The 26189-nt window shown below is 41.5% G+C and carries 14 protein-coding genes and 1 tRNA gene; 9 read left to right on the top strand and 6 right to left on the bottom strand.

The window, feature by feature from the left end; genetic code table 11:
* Positions 1–141 precede the first annotated feature (141 nt).
* From QOL76_RS01535 to QOL76_RS01495, 9 genes are all read left to right on the top strand, one after another.
* A complete protein-coding gene (locus QOL76_RS01535; RefSeq protein ID WP_283411260.1) occupies positions 142–3591 on the top strand; it encodes a SusC/RagA family TonB-linked outer membrane protein in 3450 nt (1149 codons plus the stop codon).
* 13 nt (positions 3592–3604) lie between these two features.
* A complete protein-coding gene (locus QOL76_RS01530; RefSeq protein WP_283411259.1) occupies positions 3605–5500 on the top strand; it encodes a RagB/SusD family nutrient uptake outer membrane protein in 1896 nt (631 codons plus the stop codon).
* A gap of 37 nt (positions 5501–5537) precedes the next feature.
* Positions 5538–8555 carry a SusC/RagA family TonB-linked outer membrane protein gene (locus QOL76_RS01525; protein ID WP_283411258.1) on the top strand — a complete coding sequence of 1006 codons (3018 nt, stop codon included), beginning with the start codon at positions 5538–5540 and terminating at the stop codon, positions 8553–8555.
* Between the two features lie 21 nt (positions 8556–8576).
* Positions 8577–10334: a RagB/SusD family nutrient uptake outer membrane protein gene (locus QOL76_RS01520; RefSeq protein ID WP_283411257.1), complete on the top strand. Its 1758-nt coding sequence runs from the start codon at positions 8577–8579 to the stop codon at positions 10332–10334.
* 55 nt (positions 10335–10389) lie between these two features.
* Positions 10390–11427 (top strand): DUF5627 domain-containing protein, encoded by a 1038-nt coding sequence (locus QOL76_RS01515; protein ID WP_283411256.1) that lies wholly within the window; start codon positions 10390–10392, stop codon positions 11425–11427.
* 16 nt (positions 11428–11443) lie between these two features.
* Positions 11444–13582, top strand: coding sequence for an endo-1,4-beta-xylanase (locus QOL76_RS01510; protein ID WP_283411255.1), 2139 nt, complete (start codon positions 11444–11446; stop codon positions 13580–13582).
* A gap of 271 nt (positions 13583–13853) precedes the next feature.
* The gene (locus QOL76_RS01505) at positions 13854–15506 is read left to right on the top strand and encodes a sulfatase-like hydrolase/transferase (protein ID WP_283411254.1); all 1653 of its coding nucleotides are present in this window, start codon (positions 13854–13856) and stop codon (positions 15504–15506) included.
* Positions 15507–15808: 302 nt separating this feature from the next.
* Positions 15809–16894, top strand: coding sequence for an alpha/beta hydrolase-fold protein (locus QOL76_RS01500; RefSeq protein WP_377919192.1), 1086 nt, complete (start codon positions 15809–15811; stop codon positions 16892–16894).
* Between the two features lie 79 nt (positions 16895–16973).
* Positions 16974–18086 (top strand): endo-1,4-beta-xylanase, encoded by a 1113-nt coding sequence (locus QOL76_RS01495; RefSeq protein WP_283411252.1) that lies wholly within the window; start codon positions 16974–16976, stop codon positions 18084–18086.
* A 169-nt stretch (positions 18087–18255) separates the two neighbouring features.
* Here QOL76_RS01495 and QOL76_RS01490 read toward each other — a convergent pair whose 3' ends face one another.
* The 6 genes from QOL76_RS01490 to sucC form a co-directional block, all read right to left on the bottom strand.
* A complete protein-coding gene (locus QOL76_RS01490; RefSeq protein ID WP_283411251.1) occupies positions 18256–18720 on the bottom strand; it encodes a c-type cytochrome in 465 nt (154 codons plus the stop codon).
* Between the two features lie 58 nt (positions 18721–18778).
* A complete protein-coding gene (locus QOL76_RS01485) occupies positions 18779–19897 on the bottom strand; it encodes a Gfo/Idh/MocA family protein (protein WP_283411250.1) in 1119 nt (372 codons plus the stop codon).
* A 156-nt stretch (positions 19898–20053) separates the two neighbouring features.
* Complete coding sequence (locus QOL76_RS01480) at positions 20054–20914, bottom strand: sugar phosphate isomerase/epimerase family protein (protein WP_283411249.1); 861 nt, start codon at positions 20912–20914, stop codon at positions 20054–20056.
* Between the two features lie 3 nt (positions 20915–20917).
* Positions 20918–24433, bottom strand: coding sequence for a PVC-type heme-binding CxxCH protein (locus QOL76_RS01475; RefSeq protein WP_283411248.1), 3516 nt, complete (start codon positions 24431–24433; stop codon positions 20918–20920).
* A gap of 402 nt (positions 24434–24835) precedes the next feature.
* Positions 24836–24909 (bottom strand) — tRNA-Arg (locus QOL76_RS01470).
* A gap of 41 nt (positions 24910–24950) precedes the next feature.
* Positions 24951–26165 (bottom strand): ADP-forming succinate--CoA ligase subunit beta, encoded by a 1215-nt coding sequence (gene sucC, locus QOL76_RS01465; protein WP_283411247.1) that lies wholly within the window; start codon positions 26163–26165, stop codon positions 24951–24953.
* Between the last annotated feature and the right edge of the window lie 24 nt (positions 26166–26189).

Raw genomic sequence — 26189 nt, 5'->3', positions numbered from 1 at the left:
AAAAACCCCTACACAAACACCAGCTGAAAATGAAAAAAGCAGGAAAGCCGAAGCTTTCCTGCCCATAGCCTTTGCCTCAATCGTCAAATTAATCAAAGGCTAAAATTTCAAGTAATACACACTTAAAATCATATCAAAAGTATGGAAAAATCAATACTTAGGAAAATCATTATGCTTTCCAAATATTTTGTGTGTGCTTTCATCTTTCAGCTGTTTTTCACGGCAGTCCTTATGGCAAATAATGGACATGCTCAATTAAAAGGGCTTGATGATATTACCGTCACGGTCAATTTCAATGAAAGTACACTAAACAAAGTTATCCCCGAGCTAGAGAAACAGAGCGGATTTATGTTCACTTATAATAAAGTGAAGGTTCCAGTAGATGAATTAACCGTAAATCTGGCAATGAACAAGGTGCCGCTATCTGAGGTGCTTTACGAGATTTCCAGCCAGACAAATCTAAAATTTGTACAGCTGGATGATAATATTCATATCACAAGAGGACCGAAAAAAGAAGTGTCTCAGCCTAAGGAGGTAATCTCTGCAGTAGTAGAGATCACAGGCCAAGTTCTGGATCCTTCTGGCTTGGCACTCCCAGGTGTTACCGTCCGTATTAAAAACACTACCAAAGGTACCACCACAGATCTGGACGGTAATTATTCCATTACCGTGAATGAGGGAGAGACGTTGGTCTTTTCCTTTATGGGCTTCAATGAAAAAGAAGTTACCATAGCAAATCAAGCGGTGATTAATATAATTCTCGAAGAGAATCTACAGTCACTGGAAGAAGTGATCGTGGTAGGCTACGCAGAGCAAAAGAAAGAAACCATTGTAGGAGCAGTAGCTCAAACGAATGGTGAAGTTCTAAAGAGAACAGGTGGTGTTTCGAACGTGGGATCAGCATTAACCGGTAATTTGCCTGGGGTAATCACCTCGGCAAGTACAGGTGTGCCGGGTGGGGAAAGTCCTCAGATCGTCATTCGAGGCCAGAATAGCTGGAATGGCAATTCTCCGCTCATTCTTGTAGATGGAGTGGAGCGTCCCGAGTTTTTCAATACGATGGATATCGCTTCTGTAGAAACCATCTCAGTATTGAAAGATGCATCTGCTACCGCCGTTTTCGGATCCAGAGGTGCAAATGGCGTAATCATCGTGACCACCAAAAGAGGTAGAGAAGGAAAAGCGCAGATCACAGCCAACTTCAGCTCTACTATGAAGGTAGTATCTAAGCTGCCTGGGAAATATGACTCATATGACGCCATTGGAGTAAGAAACAGAGCAATAGAAAATGAACTTTCTGCTAACCCTTCGGGATGGTCAGATTATATTCCATACGATACTCAATACAAATATAGATTCCCTTCCAGCCTTGAGGAGTCAGAACGCTATCCGAATGTTGATTGGCAAGAGACATTATTCAAGAATTACGCAATGGCATACAATGCCAATGTGGGAATCAGAGGGGGTACCAAGTTCACCCAGTACTTTGCAAGTATAGATTTTCAGAATGAAGGTGACCTTTTTAGAGACTTCGATAATAACAGAGGTTATGATCCTGGTTTCAATTACAACCGTCTGAATTTCCGTAGTAACCTGGATTTCCAGTTGACTTCCAGTACCAAACTTCAGGTTAATCTTGGAGGTTCCTATGGCATTAGAAAAACTCCTTGGGGCGTAGGCAATTCCAGTAGTTTCTATTCCAATAGTTTCTGGAGTGCTGCATACGCTAATCCACCAGATGCATTTATTCCTGTGTATTCAGATGGTGCCTGGGGGGTGTATACCCCGGATGATGTGGCAGCACAAAATTCCGTGAGAATACTAGCAGTGAGTGGTTTGCAATACCTAACTACTACTCAGTTGTCGACCAATTTTGTCCTAAACCAAGACTTAGGGATGATCCTCAAAGGATTGAATTTCCGAGGTACTTTGGCAGTGGATAATTCTTTTATAGAATCCAATAGAGGTGTAAATGACCTTTATAACACACCATTTCAAAAATGGATAGATCCTGAGTCTGGAATCGAACTGTTCGATGATATTGTGGACTCCAACAGTAGATTTGATTTCAGAGAAGCAGTAACCTGGGGAACTGCCAGCGGATCTGTGGGGGGCGCACAGCGAAGGCTGTACTACCAATTTCAATTAAACTATGCTGGAACCATTGCTAATAATCACAATTATAGCCTGATGGGACTCATGAGTCGTCAGCAAGATGCGACAGGAAATATGATTCCTTCCTATAGAGAAGATTGGGTGTTCCGCGCAAACTACGATTACAAGAAGAAGTTTCTAGTCGATTATAGTGGTGCATACAATGGATCAGAAAAATTTGCTCCTGAGTATAGGTTTGCATTCTTCTCCTCCGGAGGTATAGGATGGGTGGTTTCTGAGGAAGGATTTATGAAGTCACTGTCATTTCTTGACTTTTTAAAAGTAAGAGCCAGCTACGGTGAAGTAGGGGATGATAACATCGGTGGACGATTCCTTTTCATGGATCAATGGAGCTATGGCAACAGTTCTCAATTGGGTATAGTAGGGGAAGGTGGAGAATATAGCCCTTATACGTGGTATAGACAATCTTCCGTGGGTAACCCTGAGGTGCATTGGGAAACCGTCTACAAAACCAACATAGGTCTTGAATTCGATATCCTTAACGGTATGATCAACGGTAATTTTGAATATTTCAAAGATGACCGTAAAGATATCCTGATGTCGGGAGACCGTTCTATTCCTAGTTATTTTGGTACTACAGCCCCAGCCGCAAACCTGGGTCGAGTGATTACCAACGGTTTTGAATTTACGCTGGGTTTAAATCACACCTTCGAAAACCAAATCCGTGTATGGGCTGATTTCACGATGACCCACGCAGAAAATGTGGTCAAGGAAAGGGATGATCCGGAATTGCAGGTAGCTTATCAGAAGGATCAAGGATATCAGCTTGGTCAATACCGTACTCACATTAGCGATGGCTATTACAGTTCATGGGATGAAGTATATGGAAGCACGCAGAACAACTCCAATGATCAATTCAAACTTCCTGGTGGAATGCAAATCCTTGATTTCAACGGTGACGGGATAATTGACTCCTTCGATGCTGCTCCTTATGGATTTGCCAGTGTACCTGAAAATACTTACAGCACAAACATAGGAGTGGAATGGAAGGGACTCAGTCTCTACGTCCAGTTTTATGGTGTAAATAATGTGACCAGAGATGTGCCACTGAGCAGTTTGAACAACCGACTGAACAGAGTATATGAGGAAGGAAGCTATTGGTCTGAAGATAACATGAATCCGGATTCTCCAATGCCACGATGGGGCGCATTGATGCCAGGCTATAGCAATGGTGAACGCTACCTCTATGATGGTTCCTATTTACGTCTGAAAAATGCAGAAATCGCCTACCTCTTCAATTCCAATTGGGTTAGAAATATAGGTGTCGAGACATTTAGAGTATATCTAAATGGAAATAACCTGCTGCTATGGACGGATATGCCGGATGATCGGGAATCCAACTTCTCTTCTGCAGGCTATGCAGGAGCCTACCCGACGGTAAGAAGAATCAATTTGGGTGTAAATGTTTCATTCTAAATCAGTCATTCAAATGAACAACTATATAAAGAATTTTATAAAAGGAGGTTTTATGATGGCTATTTTGCTATCTGCTAGCTCCTGTGAAGATTACTTAGAGCGCTCTCCAGATTCAATCATTTCGGAAGAAACTGCTTTCCAGAATTTCACCAATTTTCAGGGATTCACTGAAGAACTTTATCACGCCGTACCAAACTTCACACTTGCTTATTGGGTGAGTGCTTGGAATTTTGGAGAGGATGAAATAGAATCCACAGCAGGCACATTTACTGTCTCCTATAATTTCGACAGAGGAAATTTCTGGGCATGGCAAGCAGAGCAAGGCGGTGGAGTTGGTTGGTTTGACAAAGGCAATGCATCCACCACAGGTGGTCATCACCAAAAAGCCCTTTGGCCATTAGCTTGGCAAGGAATCCGAAAAGCGAATCTAGGTTTAGAAAATTTGGATAGACTGACAGATGCGACAGACGAAGAAAGAAGATTGATTGAAGGTCAGCTCTTATTTTTCAGAGGATGGTTTCACTTTCAGTTGATTCAGTATTTCGGCGGAATGCCGTACATAGATACCGTATTACCAAGTGACGAAAAGCTAAGACTTCCAAGATTGACTTATCGTCAAAGTGCGGATAGAGTGGCTGAGGATCTTCGTAGAGCTGCTGATCTTCTTCCCCTGAATTGGGATAACACTACTGCTGGGAAGAGAACGCTGGGAAAAAACACCATGCGTATTAACAAGGCAATGGCGCTAGGCTATTTAGGCAAGAATTTGCTTTGGGCAGCTAGCCCCTTGATGAACTACACCGATAGCGGAAATAAATCCTACGATGCAGCTTATAGCAAAAAGGCTGCGGATGTTTTCGGAGAGCTTCTCACGCTGATAGAAGCAGGCGAGACCTTGTATTCCTTGATCCCTTTTGCGCAGAAGTCCAACCTCTTCTACACCACAGGTCAAAACTGGGCTATGCCTGGAGGATCTGAGGCCATGTTCAGGGCTCCTACTACAGGTGCCAATGGTAGTAACTACCAGATTTCAAAGCAGTTCATGCCTTTATTGATCAGTCAGGGCGATGCGACGATGTTTATGCCCACTGCTAATTATGTTCATCAAAATTATGGTATGGCTAATGGTTTACCGCTTCCCGACGATATCACAAAGGCGGATCCGGAATCAGGCTATGATCCTAATTATCCATGGAAAAACCGTGACCCAAGATTTTACAGTGACATCACTTATGATGGTGTCAAGGTGATCCAGGGATCCATTCCTGATCAAAGTCAGGAGGTAAATCGATATGCAAACCTATTCAGTGGAGGAAGCTATAGAAACTTGAGCAACGGAAGCCGAACCGGCTACATGAGTAGAAAATTTGTGCCGCTCAAGGCTAATAAATATGATAACGCATACGATTGGGGTACTTCACTCCACATCAATGTGCCTTACATGAGAGTGGCGGACATTTATCTGATGTACGCTGAGGCTACTTTGATGGGGTACAATTCACCTAGTACGCCTAGTGCTACTTTTGGTAAGTCTGCTGTAGATGCATTAAATGTGCTTAGAGACCGTGCTGGTATGGCTTCGATCCATTCCAAGTTTATGGGTTCTGTAGATGCACTTTTGCCAGAATTGCGAAGAGAGCGTGCAGTTGAGCTGGCATTTGAAAGACACCGCTTTACTGATCTTAGAAGATGGATGTTGCTGATCGAAGATCCATATACGGTGAAAACTTCCGTGGAAATGGACAGAGTGGGTGATTTCAATACTGATGATCCTACTGAAAACCGCGTGGCAAACATCCGGGAAGTAGTGATTTTGGAGCGACCATTTACAGAAAAGCACTATTGGCTGCCGCTAAAGGTGTCTGATGTGTCTTTGTATCCGGAAATGACTCAAAATCCTGGCTGGTAATGCAAGCGATTACTTTTTATCATCTAAATGACTCAAAATGAAACTATTAAAAATAATGATGGTATGGTGTGTCGCTGCGGTTATGTTTCCGTATCAGCTTCTGGCACAGAGTACCTTAAAAATAACAATTAACCCTGTGGTAACTACCAGTGCCGGTAACCCCATACAAGGCGCTATAATTACCAGTGAAGATGATGACTACTCTGCTGTCTCAGATAGTTTGGGAGTAGTGAAACTGGTGGTTTCTTCCAACGCATACCTGGCGGTAGAAGCTCCAGGATATGAGACCAAGTTAATTGTGGCTTCCATAGACTTGGAAAAAATCATGTTGTTTGAAAACCTGGAAGGACAAGATGTAAAAGTAGCTTTCCAGACTAAGGACAAAAGAGACCTGATGGGGGGAATTTCTTATGTCAATATGCCTGAAATTCTCAAGGATAACTACATCACTTATCCACTGGATCGGATGGAAGCATATGTAGGCGGTTTCAATGGTAACATGTGGGGAAACTCAAGTTCATTAGTATTGGTGGATGGGGTTCCGCGTGAGGTAGACAGTGTACATCCTACTGAGATAGCACAGATTAGTTTTCTGAAAGGAGTCACAGCAGTAGCGCTATACGGAAGTAGAGCGGCCAAAGGCGTTATCATGATCACCACTAAAAGAGGTGTGGCTAATGATCAAAATATCACCTTCCGGACAAATGCCGGGGTAAATACTCCAAAAAGTTATCCTGAATATTTGGGGTCAGGCGAATACATGTCGTTGTATAATGAGGCAAGAACCAATGATGGACTTTCCCCGCTTTATTCCGAAAATGACATTTACAATTATTCCTCTGGTGATAATATCTACCGATACCCAAATGTGGACTATTACTCTCCTGAATATCTTCAGAAGGCTTATGCCAAATACGATGGAAATCTAGAGATTTCCGGCGGTAATGAAACGGCAAGGTATTACACCAATGTGGGTTTCATGACTGAAGGAACAGTAATGGACTTTGGTCAGGCGGCTGAGAATGCAAATGAAAGATTCAATGTACGAGGTAATATTGATCTAAACCTGAATGACTACATATCTGCCAAAGTAGATGCTTCAGCTATATTTTATAATAGTAATGGTGTAAATACAGACTACTGGGGTGGCTCAACCACTTTGAGACCTAATCGCTTTTCTCCACTTATTCCAATAGAATATATTGAGTCTGGTGATGAAGCTTCAGCGGAATTGGTAGAAACAAGTGATCACGTGATAGACGGGAAATACCTGCTCGGTGGTAGTCAACTAGATCAGACTAACCCCATTGCAGGGATTTACGCAGGAGGATCGAATAAATTCACCAGTCGGCAGTTTCAATTTAATGCAGGTGTGGATGCAGATCTTAGAAATGTAATCGAAGGCTTATCCTTCAGTTCGCTGTTTGGTTTGAATTATAATACTTCTTATACCTTGTCATTCAATAACGAATATGCGGTTTATGAGCCTAAATGGACTAACTACAACGGTATTGACCAAATTCTGAGCTTGACAAAGTACGGTCAAGATGCCAGTTCGAGAACTCAAAACATAAACGACAACTGGTTCCGTCAGACGGTATCTTTTTCAGCTCAATTGAACTACAAGAGAACATTTAAGGAGAAACACAATTTCTCTGCAATGCTTATAGGGAATGGGTTCCAGATAGCTGAATCAGAGATTTATCACAAAGTAAGCAACGCAAATTTAGGCTTGTATTTAGCATACAATTTTAAGCAGAAGTATTACGCTGAATTCAGTGGGGCGATGGTTCATTCAGCAAAACTTCCGGAGAATGGACGAAATGCATTTTCGCCTACTATGTCTTTGGGATGGAGAATGAGTGAAGAAGGATTTATGTCCTCCTCATCGGTTGTTGATGATTTGAGACTGTCAGTTTCGGCAGGTATTTTAAATACAGACCTAGACATAGAAAACTTCTACTTATATGAAGCTATCTATACAGATGAAGGCTCTTGGTATGAGTGGAAAGATGGACTTAATAACACAGGTACCGATGTAAGACGTGGTGAAAACATGAACCTCACCTTCCCTAAAAGAGAAGAGATAAGTTTGGAATTGGATGCATCTCTATTTGATCAGCTACTGACATTCAACGGGTCTGTTTTTACTAGTAAAATGACTGGGCTGTTTGTTCAGAACAGTATTCTATATCCGAGTTATTTCGTGACAGGATGGCCTCAGTCATCTTGGATTCCATTTGTAAACTATAATGGAGATACTAGAAATGGCGTTGATTTTCAGCTTAACCTGAATAAGAAAATCGGGGAGACTGTCTGGACTCTGGGTGTATCTGGTCTTTACTATGACACCAAGGCTTCCAAGAGATCTGAGAATTATGAAGATAGCTACCAAAATAGACAAGGGATGCCGCTAGATGCAATCTGGGGACTGGAAAGTATGGGCTTCTTCAGCGGGATGGATGATATAGAAAACTCTCCTAGTCAGGCTTTTGGTGAAGTCAAGCCAGGCGATATCAAATACAAAGACCAGAATAACGATGGAATTATAAATGCTCAGGATGAAGTCTATTTGGGCAGGGGAGGATGGTCAGGAGCACCATTGACTATGGGCTTCAACCTTTCTGCTAAGTACAGAAACTTCACATTCTTCGCTTTGGGAACGATGAGAAGTGGGGCGTATGCCATGAAGAATAACAATTACTTCTGGGTGAATGCGGACGATAAATATTCTGCAGTGGTAAGAGACCGATGGACAGAAGAGACGCAAAATACAGCGACTTTCCCTCGATTGACCACGCTTAATGGGGCTAATAACTTCAGAAACTCAGATTTCTGGTTGTATAGCACAAACAGGTTTGATCTTGCCAAAGTGCAGGTTTCCTACTCCTTTCCAAAGTCCATCTTAGGAAATGGTTTTATCAAAGAGCTTGGAACGTATGTGAGTGGGGCAAATCTTCTGACAGTAGGTCCGAATAGCGATATTCTGGAACTGAATATCGGAAGCACTCCACAGACGCGTTTCTACAACTTCGGTATCCGAGCTAAGTTTTAACTAGACCCAAAATTGAAAAACATGAATACTAAAATATTATATTTCTTTGGTGTCCTCTTATTCCTTTCCAGCTGTCAGGATTTGATCGACCCGGCCATTGAGAATATCCAAGGACGGGAAGACATGCTAGAGAGACCGAGATTAGCGCAAGGTTTATTGATCAATGCTTATTTAAGAATACCTACAAACGGTTGGACATTCAGCGAAATGGCCACAGATGATGCCGTGAGTAGTAATCCTACTAATGGGTTTCTAAACATAGCCACAGGGCAATGGGCATCAAATAATAATCCAGTCAACCAATGGTCTAGTGCGCAGTCTGCGATTCAGTATCTGAACGTGATGCTGGAGGATGTTGACAGTGTAGATTTTGCTGTAGATCCTATTGTAAATCAGATGTTTGTAGATCGACTCAAAGGAGAGTCATATGGTTTGCGTGCATTGTTTATGTATTACTTACTGCAAGCTCATGGCGGGGTGGCTGAAGGGCAATTACTTGGAGTACCTATTCTTACAGCTTCTCAGAATGTAGAATCAGAATTTAATATTCCGAGAAATACATTTGAAGAATGTATGACTCAGCTGTACGCAGATGCAGATAGAGCTTTGGCTTTACTTCCTATGGACTTGGGTAATATTACTGACCCCTTCTTAATTCCTAGTAAATATGAAGGAGCTGAGACAGGACAATACAACAGGGTTTTTGGGGATGATGCCATACAATTAGTATCAGGTAGAATAGTTCGCGCGGTGATGGCTCAGGCTGCATTGCTCGCTGCTAGCCCTGCTTTTAATCCAGAAGGCGATGTGGAGAAGTGGAAAACTGCAGCGTCAAATGCAGCAGAAATTCTCAATACAATCGGAGGTGTCAGCGGATTGTCTCCCACTGGTGGAACTTGGTTTTCCAATAACGCAGAGCTTAACGCTATCGGTGGAGGTATGAATCCTGCTGAGATTTTATGGAGAACATCCATCGGTCCGAGCAATAATTTAGAAGCGGATAATTACCCGCCAACCCTATACGGAAGAGGACTGATCAACCCTACACAAAACTTCGTGGATGCCTTTCCTATGGCAAATGGTTATCCTATCAGTGCAGCAAATAGTGGATATGATGCTCAAAGTCCTTATTCTGCCCGTGACCCTAGATTAAATCAATCTGTGGTATTGAATGGGAGTACTTCAGGGCCAAGTAATACAATTATTATTACTGCAGCTGATGGAGAAACTAATGATGCGCTAAATCGGGTAGAAACTTCTACACGGACTGGCTATTACCTAAGAAAATTGTTGCGCCAGGATGTAAATCTAAATCCTAATTCGACTAATCAGCAGGTTCATATGAAGCCTCGCATCCGGTACACAGAGATATTCTTAATCTACGCTGAAGCTGCAAATGAGGCATATGGTCCTACCGGGATGGGTGATGCGAGTTATTCAGCTTATGATGTAATAAAAGCAATCCGGCAGAGAGCAGGTATTGGCACTGAAAACGGCGATGAATACCTGGAGTCTATCAAGGGTGATCAAGCTGCAATGCGTCAATTAATCCGTAATGAGCGAAGATTGGAGCTAAGTTTTGAAGGCTTCAGATTTTGGGATTTGCGCAGATGGAATGTCAATCTTAATGAAACTGCTCAGGGAATGACAATAGAGGGTGACAGCTATGAGGTCATGAATGTAGAAAACAGGGTATTCAGTGATTACATGATTTATGGTCCAGTGCCATATAGTGAAACGCTGAAGTTTACAGAGCTAAAGCAAAACACAGGATGGTAATATTCACAAGTACACAACCTATCGTGAATCCAATAGACCATAAACTTACTGAAAAATGAAAAATACAGTTTATATACTAGTTGCACTTTCTCTGGTCCTCACTTCATGCAAGAATGAAGATTGGGAGTTTCCGGACTTTGATTACCAAACGGTTTATTTTGCCTACCAATATCCTGTGAGAACGATCGTCTTGGGAGATGATATCTTCGATACTTCTATGGATAATGAAGGTAAATTTAAAATCATCGCAACCACTGGTGGCGTCTATTCTTCTCCTCAGGATGTGTTGGTAAATGTGGAAGTTGATAATTCACTGGCGGAGGATCTTCTATTTGAAGCCGATGGAGATGAAGTAATGGTACTTCCTTCGGAATATTATCAGCTCTCAGCTCAATCTATTATGATCCCAAAAGGTGAAGTGACTGGTGGTGTTGAGATCCAGCTGAATAGCGGATTCTTTAATGATCCCCAAGCTATTAAAAACACCTATGTTTTGCCCTTGAGAATCACTGAAATAGCTAATGCTGACTCAGTCCTATCCGGTGTGGGCTTGGTGGCAAATCCTAGGAGAAATAACCCTGCGGATTGGTCTGTGGTACCAAAAGATTTCGTCTTGTATGCATTGAAATATGTAAATCCTTGGCATGGCAATTACTTAAGAAGAGGGCAGGATGTGATCAAAGGAAGCAACGGAAATACAGGGCTGGATGAGACTGTGATCAGGCATGCGGAATTTGTGGTGAAAGATGAGGTGAACTTTTTGAAAACGAGGTCATTGAATCAAGTAGAGTTTCCCTTGTCTTACCCTGGAGAGGATGGAACTAATATCCCAGCAGATATTGTGTTGACTTTTGACGAAAGTGGAAACTGTACAGTTTCAGCATTGGGAGACGGATATACGGCTAGTGGAGCTGGGAAATTTGTCTCTAAAGGAGAGGTGAAAAGCTGGGGTGATAAAGACAGAGATGTGATTTACCTACAGTATGAAATCAATCTTCCCGAAATGACAATTTCAGCTACGGATACGCTTGTGGTACGCGACAGAGCGGTTGGCATGGAGATATTTTCTCCTGTAGTGAAAAACAACAATTAACTAGACCCAAGAAAACATGAAGCAATTATATATTAAATGTTTTGGTATTCTGGCTGTTGCTATCGGAACTTCCTCATGTGCTGACTATATCGCAAATGATGAGTTTAAGGTAGAAAAGCCGATGAATATTGCCGAACAAGAGGTACTCAATGGCTACGGGGTACTTAGGAGTTACATAGACACCGTTGCCTACCCTAATTTTAAGTTGGGTGGAGCAGTGACAATGTCCCAATACGACGACAGAGGAGTAATGTACCGTCTTATCAATAGCAATTTTGATGAAATCACAGCTGGCTATGGCATGAAGCACGGTGCTATCGTTCAAGCAAATGGAAATTTTAATTTTGATGGGGTAAATGCAACTTTGGAAGCTGCCTCAGCTGTTGGGACATCTGTTTTTGGTCATACGCTGGTCTGGCATGCAAATCAAAACGCCACTTACCTGAATAGACTGCTTGAACCTCTAGTAGTAAATTCACCTGCATTTGCCAATGAATTAGACCTTTCCTCACCGATGCAAGGATCTATGGATGGCTGGTCAAAAAGTGGAGAAGTAATGATCGCAGAAGGAAAAGGAATGGGTGAGGGCACTTCTGCCTTTGTTTTGACCGCTGGTTCAGGAACTGATCCTGAAAGTGTACAGCTCACAACCCCAGCTATTCCAGTGCTTCAGGGGAAAGAATATGAAGTAGTAGTCTATATCAAATCCGACCAACCGGGTCAGGGAGGGATAACCTTTGATGGTCTTTCTGATAACATGCCAGCACTCGATTGGATGGGTACTGGTAAAGATAGTACAGCTTTTGGAACCAGTATTTCCTGGCAAGAAATCCGATTTCAAGTCAGTGATTTTGAAGGAGATTCCTTCAAAATAAATTTTAACATGGGATATAAGCCAGGTGTCTCGTATTCTATTGACATCAGCAATTTATATGTGTATGATCCGGATGGTGAGCCTGCAATTAATAACCTGATTGAAGACGGTGATTTCGAAAATGGAACTGGCTGGGGAGGCTGGGGAAATGGCTCTTCTCGTGGTGTGACTGCTGATGGAATGGGCTTCGGAGGTTCTGGTAAAGGTTTTTACGTCACCAATCCATCCAAAACAGGTGGTTTTTGGGAAGTTCAGACATCTTATGGATTGTCTGAACCTCTAAAAAATGGGGAGGAGTATAAATTGACTTTTTGGGTGAAAGGAGATGCTGAAGGAGTCATAAGACCCGAACTCCAAAGTCCGAATTACTCATCTAACGGGTTTGGTCAAGTAGGTGTGACTAAAGAGTGGAAGCAAGTTTCACTGACAACAGTTGCCACCGCTGATGACCGGATTCGGTTTGTAATTAGTTATGGTGAATTTGCTGGAACAGTCTATTTGGACAATGTAGTTTTGAGCAGCTCTTCTCTTTCTGGTGGCAGCACTACGCTGGTAAATAAGACCGATGAAGAGAAGTTGTCTATAATTTCCGGTGAGTTTGAAAGATGGATTGCAGGAATGGTTACGAATTCGAAAGAGCACATCAAAGCTTGGGACGTAGTGAATGAGCCCATGGATGATGCAAATCCTTCAGAATTAAAAACAGGAGTTGGTCGACCAAGTATCGCCGCTGACGAATTCTTTTGGCAAGATTACCTCGGGAAAGACTACGCTGTAAAAGCTTTTGAATTGGCCGAGAAATATGGTAATCCTGATGACATACTTTTCATCAATGACTATAATCTGGAATATAGCCTGGCGAAAACTCAGGGACTGATTGATTATGTAGCATATTTAGAAACCAAAGGAGTAACTGTAGATGGAATTGGTACACAGATGCACATTGCAATAGATTCTGATAAGGATAAAATTGTATCGATGTTTAAGATGCTAGCTGCAACTGGCAAACTTGTCAAGGTCTCAGAGCTTGATGTACGAATGAATTCTACCAATCCCACTCCAGAAATGATGCAGCAGCAGCGGGAGATGTACAAGTTCGTAGCGGAAATGTACCTGCAACATGTCCCTGCTCCACAGCGCTACGGTATCACTATTTGGGGTGTGACAGATAGTGCTGAGAATTCAAATTGGCTTCCAGGCGAAAAACAAGGGCTTTGGGATCTTAATCTAAACCGTAAACCTGCTTATGCTGGGTTCGCTGAAGGTTTAGAAGGAATGTAATTTTATTTAGCACCTATGCAATCAGACCTGATTTGGATTTGATTGCATAGGTTGTTTTCTGGCTATGAATTAGTAATCCACCTTGTGAGGGTATCTTTTTTCCTTCATTGATTCATTTCTATTTAATACTAATAGATGGAACAGAATACACTAAATTTAATATGTCGCTGTCCTTTAGAAGTTTACGATGCTGTGCTCAAACTTGACTATCAGGTTAGCAGTGATTTTTAGCACTAACCGTTTCATCATTTAACAGAACTCCATGAAAACAATGCATAAACTATTCTTGCTGCTTTTACTAGTGACGTTTAGTCAGCTTGTCCAAGCGCAAGAGAAGTACAACATCTTATGGTTGAGTTGTGAAGATATAGACCCTACGCTAGGTGCCTATGGGGCTGAAGAAGTTGAAACACCAAATATCGACCGTTTGGCACGAGAAGGTATTTTATTCGAAAATGCTTATTCAACAGTAGGGGTCTGCGCTCCCAGCCGTTCTTCCATCATCACAGGAATGTATCCGGTGAGCATTGGGACACATAATATGCGTACAGCGAACTTTGTGCCCTATAAGGGGATAAATGGTGAAACATACCCGTCCTTTCAGGCGGTGACTGGGAAAAGCGGACAAAATATCCCTGCCTATTCTGCTGTCTTACCACCTGAAGTGAAATGCTTTACCGAATATTTACGAGTAGCAGGATACTATTGCACCAACAACTGGAAAAATGACTATCAGTTTTATCCACCGTTTACCGCATGGGACGAGAACGGTTTTAATGCTGAATACATGAACAGACCTGAGGGTATGCCTTTCTTTTCGGTTTACAATCATGAAGTAACCCATGAATCACAAATTTGGATGAAGGAAAAGGATCCTATGCTGGTAGATATCAACAATATTAAGCTCCCTGAGTACTTTCCTGACTTACCTGTGGTTAGAAAGGATGTAGGACGGAAATACTCTAACATTGAGGAATTGGACGCTCAAATAGGAGAAAAATTAGATAAACTTGAGAAAGAAGGGTTATTGGATAAAACCATAATTGTTTTTTGGAGTGACCACGGCGGCCCGATGTTAAGGCAAAAAAGAGCCGTAGGAAATACGGGATTGCATGTTCCTTTGATAATTCGCTTTCCTGATAAGCGTATGGCTGGTACACGATCTGATAGGTTAGTGTCATTAATGGACCTAGGCCCTACAATGATGTCTTTATTGGGCATCAAGCCACCGGAGTATATGCAAGGAAAGGCTTTCATGGGTACTTATGAGGAAGCTCCTAGAGAGGCAATATTTGGATCAGCAGATAGATTTGATGAAGCATACGATTTTTCCCGTTCTGTAATTGACGGCCAATTCAGCTACATTAAAAATTTTGATCCTTCCACGCCTCTGATTTATCGCATTCAATACCGCGAACAAATAGAAATGACGCGAAAGCTAATTGAAATGGATAGGCAAGGCGAGCTAACAGGCGGTGCTGCCTATATTTTTCGTGATTATAGAGATGCAGAAGAGCTATATGATCTTGAAAATGATCCTGATGAAATACACAACCTTGCAAATGATCCAAAATACTACCCACAGTTGATTAAAATGAGAGCACAGTTATCTGCATGGCAGTTGGATATTGGAGACAAAGGATTAATCGATGAATATAACTTAGTACAAATGTTTTGGCCAGGCTTGGTTCAGCCTTCAACAAAGGATGTTGTAGTAAAACCAACTGAAAAGGGATTAGTATTAAGTTGTGATACAAAAGGAGCATCAATTGGTTACCAAATTGATGATAAAATAGGCAGTGAAACCTGGCAAATATATCACGAGCCTATTAAGCTAAGTAAAGGACAAAAAATAGTTACTCGTGCTAAACGTATTGGTTATAAAACATCCAATACTACCGAGTTTGTGAATATGGAATCCTAAGTACAAAGGGCGATCCTATGGATGAGGGTGAGCCACAAGACCAATGTGTGCCCTGTCCCTATTCATGGGGGTATTTTGATTCTCAGCCTATGATAATGGGGAATAATCCCACATTCTCTGGAAGTGAGCACTAAAGAAGCTGGAGATATTCTTTGACAACGGATTTATCTTACTTCAATAAATTCTGTATTAATTCTTAAAACAGACCATACAATTCTGCAATACCTCAAGATTTAACTTGTCAATAATCCCAAACCTATAGAACCATGAAAAAGTACAACTTAACTCTAGTTTTTTTCTGGATGTTCAGTAGCTCAGTCTGCTATGCCCAGATGGACAACACAATCAAAGAAGACTTTAAACCTTCTTCCAAGAACCAGCCAGGTAAAGAATATCCCCAGGTAAACTCACAGGGATATGCCAGATTTAAAGTAGAAGCCCCGGCGGCTCAAAGTGTCAATGTAAGTTTGGGTCTCGGAGGCAAAGGGGGGACAAATCTTACCAAAGATATTGATGGAGTGTGGACAGGGACAACTGCAGGTCCGATGGATGAAGGGTTTCATTACTACCATTTGACTATAGATGGAGGTGTGTTCAATGATCCCGGAGCAAAGAATTATTATGGTTCTACCCGTTGGGAAAGCGGAATAGAAATCCCAGCACATGACGAGGATTTTTATGCGCTGAAGAATGTGCCTCATGGCAATGTGCAGCAAATATTATTTCCATCGCCTAGCACCAGCACATCCAGAAGAGCTTTTGTCTATACTCCTCCTGGATATAATAAAGAGTCTTCCAAACGCTATCCAGTACTTTATCTGCAACATGGCTGGGGTGAAGATGAGACAGCTTGGAGCAATCAGGGACATGCAAATTTGATCATGGATAACCTCATAGCTGAGGGTAAAGTCGATCCTTTCATTATTGTAATGACATACGGAATGACCAATGAAGTCAAGTTCGGTGGATTGAGAGACTTTAAGGTTGATGCATTTCAAACTGTTTTAGTAGATGAATTGATCCCATATGTAGATGCAAACTTTAGAACTGTTGCAGACCAAGAACACCGGGCAATGGGCGGACTTTCCATGGGGGGAATGGAAACACATTCCATTACGCTCAATAAACCAGAGGTGTTTTCTCGCTATGCACTCTTAAGTGGAGGAATCTATACTCCTGAGGAGTTGAAGGATTCCATCAAGCCCGATCTTATTTTCATCAGTGCGGGAAGCAAGGAGAATCCAGATCGGGTGACTAATGCTGTGAATGTACTAAAAGATGCAGGCTACAATGCAGTTTCTTACGTATCCGAAGGTACAGCTCACGAATTCCAGACTTGGAGAAGGAGCTTACACGAACTTGCTCCGATTTTGTTTTCCAGTAAATAAACTACCGAGTGTACTTACTCTCTTTTCTGGAAAAGGCACTCCTTTTTCTATCAGAATTAACCTATTAATATTTATACCTATGATATTCAAAAAAGTCTTAACCTTTGCATCACTTGCCTTGCTGTTTTCAGAGCAAAACCCTGAAAGTGAGCGTCTCAAAGATATTTTTGCAGATAGTTATCACATTGGAGTTGCCGTCAATGCATGGCAGGTGAACAGCTCTGATGAGAAAGTAAGCGCTCTTATAGCAAACCAGTTTAACAGCCTAAGCCCAGAAAATGGCCTTAAATGGGAGCGTGTCCACCCTGAACTTGATCGTTATGATTTCAAATTCGGAGACGAGTATGTCGCTTTAGGAGAAAAAATCGGAGCCTTTACGATTGGCCACTGCCTAGTTTGGCACCAGCAAGTACCACGTTGGGTCTTTCAGGATGAAAACAAGGAGCCTCTTGGTAAAGATGCCTTGATATCAAGAATGGAGGACCACATTGAGGCGGTAGCTGGACGGTACAAAGGTAAAATCCATGGATGGGATGTGGTCAATGAAGCATTCAATGAAGATGGGTCGTTTCGAGAATCCACTTGGTATAAAGTTACCGGAACTGAGTTTATGAAAGCGGCTTTTCGAAAAGCTCATGAAGTAGATCCTGAGGCAGAATTGTATTACAACGACTATAATGTCTGGAATGCAGCTAAGCGTAAAGGTATTCTTGATTTTGCAAAGGAAATGGTGTCTGAAGGAATCAAAGTGGATGCAATAGGCATGCAAGGGCATTACCAGCTTGAAACCCCTACGCTGGAGCAGATCGAGCAAGGCATAATCGACATTCATGAAGCTGGATTCAAAGTGATGGTGACTGAGCTGGATGTAGATGTGTTGCCTAGGCCGCGTAGTGCTGTGGGCGCCGACTTGAACATGAACTTTGCCAATTCAGAGGAATATAATCCATATAAGGATGGAATCACTCCGGAGGCCGAGGCCAAGTTAGCTCAGCGCTATGCTGATATTTTTAAGATATATGAAAAGCATAAGGACAAAATTACCCGCGTCACATTTTGGGGTTTAGGTGATGGGAATAGTTGGTTGAATAATTTTCCAGTAAGAGGAAGAACCAACTATCCATTGCTTTTCGACAGAAATCTGGAACCAAAAATTGAGGTGATTGAGAAAATCGCCAGTGTGGTGAAGTAGCATGTCGCTAAATGCGTAGCAGCAGCTTGTAAAAATGATGATTATAAATGCTAATCAATGGTAATCATAAGAGGCGCTAGATAAATAAAAAGGTGTCAGAGTGTTCTGACACCTTTTTTAAATAACTCCTTTCTCATTTGCATTAATGAACCTGATCAAACGAACATGTTTATTCGTATAGGCTCAAAATATACTTTACCATATCTTTTGCATCTTCTTCATTCAAAGTAGGATGCGGAGGCATAGCAGTCTCTCCCCAAACGCCGGTACCCCCCTTTATTACTTTATTAGCAAGTTTGGTGATATTCTCGTCTGTGGGCTTATACTCAGCTGCTATTTCCTTAAATGAAGGTCCTATTACTTTTCTTTCCACTAAATGACATGAAAGGCAATCAGAGTTACCAATCTTTGCTTCTCCTGAAAGTGCTACACCGGCCTCCTCTATAACTTCTTCCACCTGCTCTTCCTCTACGATGGGCTCATCAATTACAGCTGGGGTAGGTTTAGCCGCTTCTACTTCAACAGGCGTTTTGTCTGTTGCAACTTTGTCTGCAGTGGATTCACCACCTCCGCAGGCAAATGACATAACTGCCAGCACCAGGATAGCAGTTTTTGTTATGGTTTTAGTTTTCATTCTTTTAATCTAATTTATAGGCAGTGGCCTACGTCAAATAATTTTTTCTATAGGACAATTAATGACTGTTTAGTGTAAACTCGGGCAGATGTTTGATTGTTCCGCCATCCATAGCGGATTCGTGAGCTAAAATTCCAACACAGGTTATGTTTGCCGATTCTTTTGCATTTGGATACGGAGCTCTTTCTTCTGCTAATGCATTCAAAAACTCATTGACTAAGTGCGGGTGGGAACCACCGTGACCTGATCCTTGAATAAACGATAAATGCTGGTTGTCATCACCATCATAAACTCCTGCTGTGGTGAATGAAGCAATTTCATCTGGGAGTAAATGTCCGTAATCAGGAATCTTAACTCTTTCTGGACTTTCACCTGTATGAATCACAGAGTCTTCATGCTCAATTAACGTCCATTCAAAGGATTTTTTAGAGCCATATACATCAAAACTTTCTCTGTACTGTCTAGCTGTATTGAAAAGTGATCTAGTCACCTCAGCAGCCAAATCAGAGTCTTTGAATTTGATATGGCAGGTTTCTATGGCAAATGGAGAACTGTACTTTGGTATTAAGTTCTCGTCAATTCTACCTGAACCTAGGCAGGAAACGTATTCTGCTTGTGCCTTTGGCAAAGCCAATACTGGTCCCACACAATGGGTAGCATAATGCATAGGAGGGAGGCCTTCCCAATAGCCCGGCCAGCCCGCCATTTCTTGCTGATGTGAGGCTCTTAAAAACTGAATTTTACCAAGCTCTCCTTTTTCATACATTTCTTTTACGAAGAGGAATTCCCGACTATAAATCACGGTCTCCATCATCATATAGGTTAAGCCAGTTCTCTGAACCTCTTCCACGATTTTTTTACAATCTTCCACAGAGGTTGCCATTGGGACTGTGCAAGCGACATGCTTTCCAGCTCTTAAAGCTTTCAGTGATTGCTCAGCATGATTTTGAATTGGTGTGTTGATATGAACAGCATCTACTTCTGGGTCTTTTAGCAATTCATCGTAATCAGTGTAAACTTTATCTATGCCAAAGGCTTTGCCGATCTCTTCAGCTTTTTCTTTATTTCGTTGACAGATGGCATACATGTTTGAAAGCTTATGTTTTTGGTAGATCGGAATGAATTCTGCTCCAAAACCTAGTCCAACGATGGCGATATTAAAGGGTCTATTACTCATTTTAGTGTATGTATGTTGTTATAATTAATTAGGTGAAATAGGTTTAAAATTTCAGGTTAGGTAGAAGAGGAGGGAAGCTGTACTTATCTACTCTCCTTGGGTTATTGACTCTTTCGAAAGTATATAAGATTATTAAAATCGATATTGAACCGTTATTTAACCAGCAGCCCAGTTTTTAAGAAATTCCAAGCCCTCTTTGGCAAAGCCATCCTGTGATGGTACTAAAGGCTTCCAGATGCATACTGCACCAGCTAGTTCTTTTACGTCTGGGGTGAAGCTTTCAATTGAGATGACACCTTGGTAGTTGATTGCTTCAAGACCACGCTTATACGCATCCCACGGCGTAGTTCCGCTTCCAGGAGTTCCACGATAGTTTTCAGATACCTGGAAGTGGATCAATTTATCTCCGGCCAGTTTGATGGCGGCTTCAGGGTTTGGTTCTTCTATACTCATGTGAAAACCATCCAAAATCACTTTGGCTTCTGGTTCATTAATATCTTTGATTAACTGCATGAGTTCCTCGCAGGTATTAATAAGATCTGTCTCAAAACGATTCAATGTCTCTAAAGCGATGTCCAAACCGAATTTTCTTGCTGTGTGGCATACTTTACGGAGATTAGTCACCGCTCGATCCCATTCTATTTTCTTTTGTTCTGGAGATACCAATCTAGCTTTTCCCACTGCAGAATACATAGGTCCAGCTACAAACTTGGCATCTAATCCAGCAGCTATTTCAAAGCACTGGTCCAAGTAGTCAAAGCTGGTTTTATGAAATGATGGATCTTCATTGGTGAAATCTCGGCTTGTCCCGAAAGCTCCGCAGATAACGGCCTCAAGACCGTTATCGCTAAGTGCTTTTTTTACCTCTGGTATATTAATTAGCGCTGGATCTTCTACAGGTATCTCCACTACATCATATCCAAAGTTTTTAATTTTTGGTAATAAACTGAGTGTTTCAGAACTGAATGGAGAGGTCCAAAGCCAGGTGCTTACACCGAATTTTACATTAATTGGCATCTCTTATATTACTTTCATTATACCGTTCATTTTTTTCCAGTGATTCGGAAGTGTACAAACGAATGGATAATCACCTTTTTGAGAAGGTACTGTCATGATTATTGAATCTGAGGAATTTGGGAAAACTAAGCTGGTTGAAGCCAATACGTCAGTAGTCTCAGGGATAAAGCTTTTATCCATTCCTGTAAGGTCTTGAGCCATTTTGTCTGCTGCCTGACCGATTTTTTCTAGTGAACCTATAGCTCCAATGACCAGGTTGTGCTGAACGAAGTCAGGGTTGTTAAAATCCACGACTAGCTTACTTCCTGCAGTTACAATGAATGAGGATTTGTCAAAGGACATCTCATGAGGGATGGTGGTTAAGGTAACTAAACCATTTTTCACCACTTCAATTGATTCCTCTATGGAGGATACTGCCTTGCCTTCCTGCGGTGCAGATGCTTTTTTTAGATCCAAACTTGAATCATTGCCAATTCTACCGGAGAATCTCCAATTGCCTTCGTAGTCACCAACTTTGTTGTTGGAATCAAACTGACCAACGCGAACACTTTCTGGAGATAATGGCCCGGTAAATAATCCTTTGGTTTTGCCCTTTGCAACTTCTTTTCCATCAATCATTAAGGCCATGCTACCATCTTCCATAAGTGTTGCTTTAACTTGGAATCGCTCTGAAGGTAGGTTTTTACGCGAACTGATGATTTTCACATCACCATCTTGAGCTATTGCAAAGTGCAAGGCGTCTTTGTAAACATAAAGGCTATAGCCATTAGTACCATTTCCTTGAGCTACCATCACACCGTCTAGAGCATCTCTGCCCGGAGAAACTTCCATTTCTATTGTCATTTCTTTCCCGGTAGGATCAGGTGGGAAAAGAAGTGCATTTCTTTGACTCAAGGTATATGACTCAGATACTAAGCTTTTTGCAATTCTATCAGCCACACCCATCAAAGAATCAGCTTCAGATTTCGGAGCCACTTCTCTGCCTTCAAATGCTGATGGGTGAGTCAATGCAGCAGCAAAAATTGCTTGTGGCAAAAACTCGTCATTAGCATTATCTTTATTTTCAGCTATAGCTAATAGCGTTTTAGAAACATCTGCTGAAGTTGGCATTTCAGAAACTGCCACAATCACATTTTTTCTAGTCTGCAGATTATCATCTTCCATTAAATTGGCTGCGAGGATTGCATCCAATGCAGCTTGGTTTTTAGGAATTACTCTCACTGCATTCTTTCTTACTGCTGCAGAAGGATGAGTCAATGCTTTTTCTACCACTTGCTGTGCATTTGCATTGCTTCCGTCGAGTGCACCTAGTCCGTGAAGTGTCCAAAGCGCATTGATTGCCGGTGCATTTAACCCAACTTCATCTACAGTTTGATCATTGATGATCTCGTATAGGCCTTCCAAAACGTCCATGTTTTTGGTTTCTACGATCAATCGCTGAGCAGTCAATCTCCAGAACATATTGTCACTTTGAAGAGCTGCTAAAAGCTCATCCCCGTCAGCATCTTTCAAGTCAAAGGTTTCGGAGGAATCATTTCCTTTATAGGTTAGGCGATAGATTCTACCGTGTTGTCTATCTCTTAAAGGGTTGATATATGCATTACCCTCTCCATTTTCAAATCCTCTTGGAGTCGGATTGTGCTGAATAATAAAGTTATACCAGTCTGCTACCCAAAGTGACCCATCAGGACCCACTTCTGCATGCACTGGGCTAAACCATTCGTCAGAACTTGCTAGAATGTTGAATGCATTCTTCTCTCTGAATCCAGAACCTTCTTGGATTATTTGCGAATTATGAAGCACACGACCCGTAGGTTCAGCTACAAATGCCATTTGATTCCAGTACTCTTTAGGAAAATTTCTGGCAGTATATAAATTGTGACCTGCAGCAGCAGTGTAACTTCCGTGCCAATCCACTTGTCTCAGGAATGGCGTGATATGAGGCATGTCGTAATGCGTATCTATACCAATTGCAGTATTTGGTGTTCCTCTATAGACAGTCCTTTTGGCGTACTTAGTTTCCATTGCCAAGTAGACAGAGTGCTGTCCATTAGCGGTAGAAATGAAGGTTTCGAAGTCTTCAGAGAAACCTAATCCCCAAGTATTATTGCTTGTACGGCCAAGGAATTCCATGTTTTTCCAAGTTGGCGTAAATCTATATACGCCTTGGCTGAAATTAAATTTCTTACCGCTTACTTCACCATTGAAACCTGAATAGCCCAATACTCCCCATACTTTATTGTCAAAGCCATATTTTAAGTTAGATGGTCCAGCGTGGGTATCAAATTTGCCCCAACCTGTCATTACCACTTCTTTGACATCTGCTACATCATCGCCATCAGTATCTTTCAGGAATACAAAATCAGGAGCCATGGAAATCAACATCCCGCCATTTACAGCCATGATTGAAGTTGGAATATTTAATCCCTCTGCGAATACAGTCACCTTGTCTGCTTTGCCATCTCCGTTGGTGTCTTCCAAAATTTTGATTTTGTCATCACCGCCTTCTTTACGAATCTCATTAGGGTAATCAGTTGTTTCAATTACAAATAATCTACCTCTTTCATCCCATGCAAAAGCGATAGGATTGATGATCATTGGCTCCGATGCAAATAGCTCTAATTCAAATCCTACTGGCACCTGAACTAGTTTCATTGATTCCTCTGCAGAAAGTGGTAACTGATATCGTGGTGCTGGGTCTTTTCTTTCGTAATTCGGAATATCAGCATCTTCAAATTGAGGTTGTGGAATGTTGTATTCTGCCAAAAGTTCGTTTACATCATCACCTACTGCCCATAGGATACCGTTTGCTACTAATTCCTGAAATTCTTTTTTCTCCCAAGTCTTTTCGTTGTGACCATAGGCAGTATAGAATACTCTACCTTTTCCCTGCTCACGAACCCAAGTATAAGGCTCTTTGCCTTTATCATCTACCCGCTCCATTAGGACGGTCATATCTGGGTTAACTTGACTGTGTACATACGTCTCATCCCAAGTCTCAAACTCAGAAATTCCTTGCATTACTGGATGATCAGCATTGACAATAGTAGCTGTAAAATCTCCTGTGCCATGTGTGCTAAACTGCCCGCCGACTGCCTCTACAAACCAGTCCGAATTGCGGAAGCAAAACGAAGCACTGTGGATCGGAATTAATGCTTTACCACTTTCTATATATGATTTTAGCGCAGATTCTTGCTCTGTGGTAATCTCATCATGATTGGCATAGATCATCAAACCATCATAATTGTTTAGCTTGGTAGAATTTAAGTCAGCTACATCAGTGGTGTAAGTGAGGTTGATTCCTTTTTGAAATAATGGTGTCTGTAAATACATCATCAATTTCTCTGAATTGTGATGCTCACTTTCATGACCAAGAACAAGGATCTCTATGCGCCTAGGTTCAGAAGATGAAAGAAAGTTTTGATTGCCTTTACCTCCGCATCCTGCGAGTATGGCAATAATTAGAATCACCATTCCGTAAATAGGTGACTTTGGTAATTTTGGGATTTTAAAATTCATATCAGTAATTGAACAGGTTTTAGTGAACTAATTTCCAGTATTATTCCCGTCATTTCTCCCTGTTTTAGATTAAAATATGACTGAATTATGATCAATCATGACAGATTTACTTTGAAATAGTATAGTAAACCAGATATTACTATTAAAAAAATATCAAATTCGAAGCTGATCAGAACTGCTGGGCGATTAATCCTAAAATATATAAGGTGATTTCAATCAATCAGTTAAGTAAGAAATTTACCTGTCCTATTCAAACATGTCCTACGTATTTTGCCGTGGTGAATTGATTTGGCACATAGGATTGGCTTCAATCCGTCACTTAGGCAACAAAAAATAAACTACAAAAGGAGGGTTTTCTATTAAAAATAAAAGGCCTAGACGTGTGTCTAAGCCTTTGTAATGTGCACTCGGAAGGATTCGAACCCTCAACCCTCAGAGCCGAAATCTGATATTCTATCCAGTTGAACTACGAGTGCATGATGTACTGAAGATTGCTCCTCAGTACACTTAATATATATTATGCTTCGAGTACAGACTGTACTTTGTCAGCAGCTTCTTTCAAAGTGATTGCAGAGAATACTTTCAATCCGGAATCGTCAATGATTTTAGCTCCTTCAGCAGCATTTGTTCCTTGAAGTCTAACGATAATAGGAACTCTGATGTCTCCGATAGATTTGTAAGCCTCTACCACACCGCTAGCAATTCTGTCGCATCTTACAATACCACCGAATACGTTGATCAAGATTGCTTTTACATTTGGATCCTGAAGGATGATTCTGAAACCAGCTTCAACAGTAGTAGCATTTGCCCCTCCTCCTACATCTAGGAAGTTAGCAGGCTCACCACCTACCAATTTAATCATGTCCATAGTAGCCATCGCAAGACCAGCTCCGTTTACCATGCAACCTACGTTTCCGTCAAGTTTCACATAGTTCAAACCTGATTCGCCAGCTTCTACTTCCAAAGGATCTTCTTCAGCTACATCTCTCAATGCCGCCAATCCTTTTTGTCTGTAAAGTGCGTTGTCATCGATATTCACTTTAGCATCTACTGCCAAGATTTTATCGTCAGACGTTTTCAATACTGGGTTGATTTCAAACTGAGATGAGTCAGTCCCTTCGTAAGCATTGTAAAGAGCGGTGATGAATTTCACCATTTCTTTGAAAGCATTACCAGAAAGACCTAATCCAAAAGCTACTTTTCTAGCTTGGAATGGCTGAAGACCAACTTTAGGATCGATCCACTCTTTCATGATTTTCTCAGGAGTGTGCTCAGCAACTTCCTCGATGTCCATTCCACCTTCGGTAGAGGCCATGATTACATTGCTACCAGTAGCTCTATCCAACAAGATAGATAGGTAATATTCCTTTGGCTCAGATGCACCTGGATAATATACATCCTCAGCGATCAAAACCTTGTTTACAACTTTTCCTTCCGGGCCAGTTTGGTGTGTTACCAAGGTACCACCTAGGATGTTTTTAGCTTTTTCGGCTACGTCTTCCAATTTCTTGGCTAGTACAACTCCATTGGAACCAGTCTCGTTGACTTTACCTTTTCCTCGTCCACCTGCGTGAATCTGAGCTTTGATCACATACCAGCTAGTACCGGTTTGCTCGTTCAACTTAACGGCTGCTTCATGAGCTGCTTCAGGTGTGTCGGCGACTATACCTTCCTGAATACGAACTCCGTAACCTTTTAATACTTCTTTAGCCTGATATTCGTGAATATTCATATATGTATGATTTTTTTCTCAAAT

Source organism: Algoriphagus winogradskyi (assembly GCF_900182815.1).
In the GTDB taxonomy this organism is placed as follows: domain Bacteria; phylum Bacteroidota; class Bacteroidia; order Cytophagales; family Cyclobacteriaceae; genus Algoriphagus; species Algoriphagus winogradskyi.
Note: the sequence above shows the minus strand (reverse complement) of the source record. Positions and strands in the feature narration are given on the sequence as shown.

Bases quoted from the DNA above. Each gene is read 5' to 3' on its own strand.
- QOL76_RS01505 (WP_283411254.1), top strand. From the start codon at position 13,854: ATGCATAAACTATTCTTGCTGCTTTTACTAGTGACGTTTAGTCAGCTT.
- QOL76_RS01535 (WP_283411260.1), top strand. From the start codon at position 142: ATGGAAAAATCAATACTTAGGAAAATCATTATGCTTTCCAAATATTTT.
- QOL76_RS01525 (WP_283411258.1), top strand. From the start codon at position 5,538: ATGAAACTATTAAAAATAATGATGGTATGGTGTGTCGCTGCGGTTATG.
- sucC (WP_283411247.1), bottom strand. From the start codon at position 26,165: ATGAATATTCACGAATATCAGGCTAAAGAAGTATTAAAAGGTTACGGA.
- QOL76_RS01520 (WP_283411257.1), top strand. From the start codon at position 8,577: ATGAATACTAAAATATTATATTTCTTTGGTGTCCTCTTATTCCTTTCC.
- QOL76_RS01485 (WP_283411250.1), bottom strand. From the start codon at position 19,897: ATGAGTAATAGACCCTTTAATATCGCCATCGTTGGACTAGGTTTTGGA.
- QOL76_RS01490 (WP_283411251.1), bottom strand. From the start codon at position 18,720: ATGAAAACTAAAACCATAACAAAAACTGCTATCCTGGTGCTGGCAGTT.
- QOL76_RS01510 (WP_283411255.1), top strand. From the start codon at position 11,444: ATGAAGCAATTATATATTAAATGTTTTGGTATTCTGGCTGTTGCTATC.
- QOL76_RS01500 (WP_377919192.1), top strand. From the start codon at position 15,809: ATGTTCAGTAGCTCAGTCTGCTATGCCCAGATGGACAACACAATCAAA.
- QOL76_RS01495 (WP_283411252.1), top strand. From the start codon at position 16,974: ATGATATTCAAAAAAGTCTTAACCTTTGCATCACTTGCCTTGCTGTTT.
- QOL76_RS01515 (WP_283411256.1), top strand. From the start codon at position 10,390: ATGAAAAATACAGTTTATATACTAGTTGCACTTTCTCTGGTCCTCACT.
- QOL76_RS01530 (WP_283411259.1), top strand. From the start codon at position 3,605: ATGAACAACTATATAAAGAATTTTATAAAAGGAGGTTTTATGATGGCT.
- QOL76_RS01475 (WP_283411248.1), bottom strand. From the start codon at position 24,433: ATGAATTTTAAAATCCCAAAATTACCAAAGTCACCTATTTACGGAATG.
- QOL76_RS01480 (WP_283411249.1), bottom strand. From the start codon at position 20,914: ATGCCAATTAATGTAAAATTCGGTGTAAGCACCTGGCTTTGGACCTCT.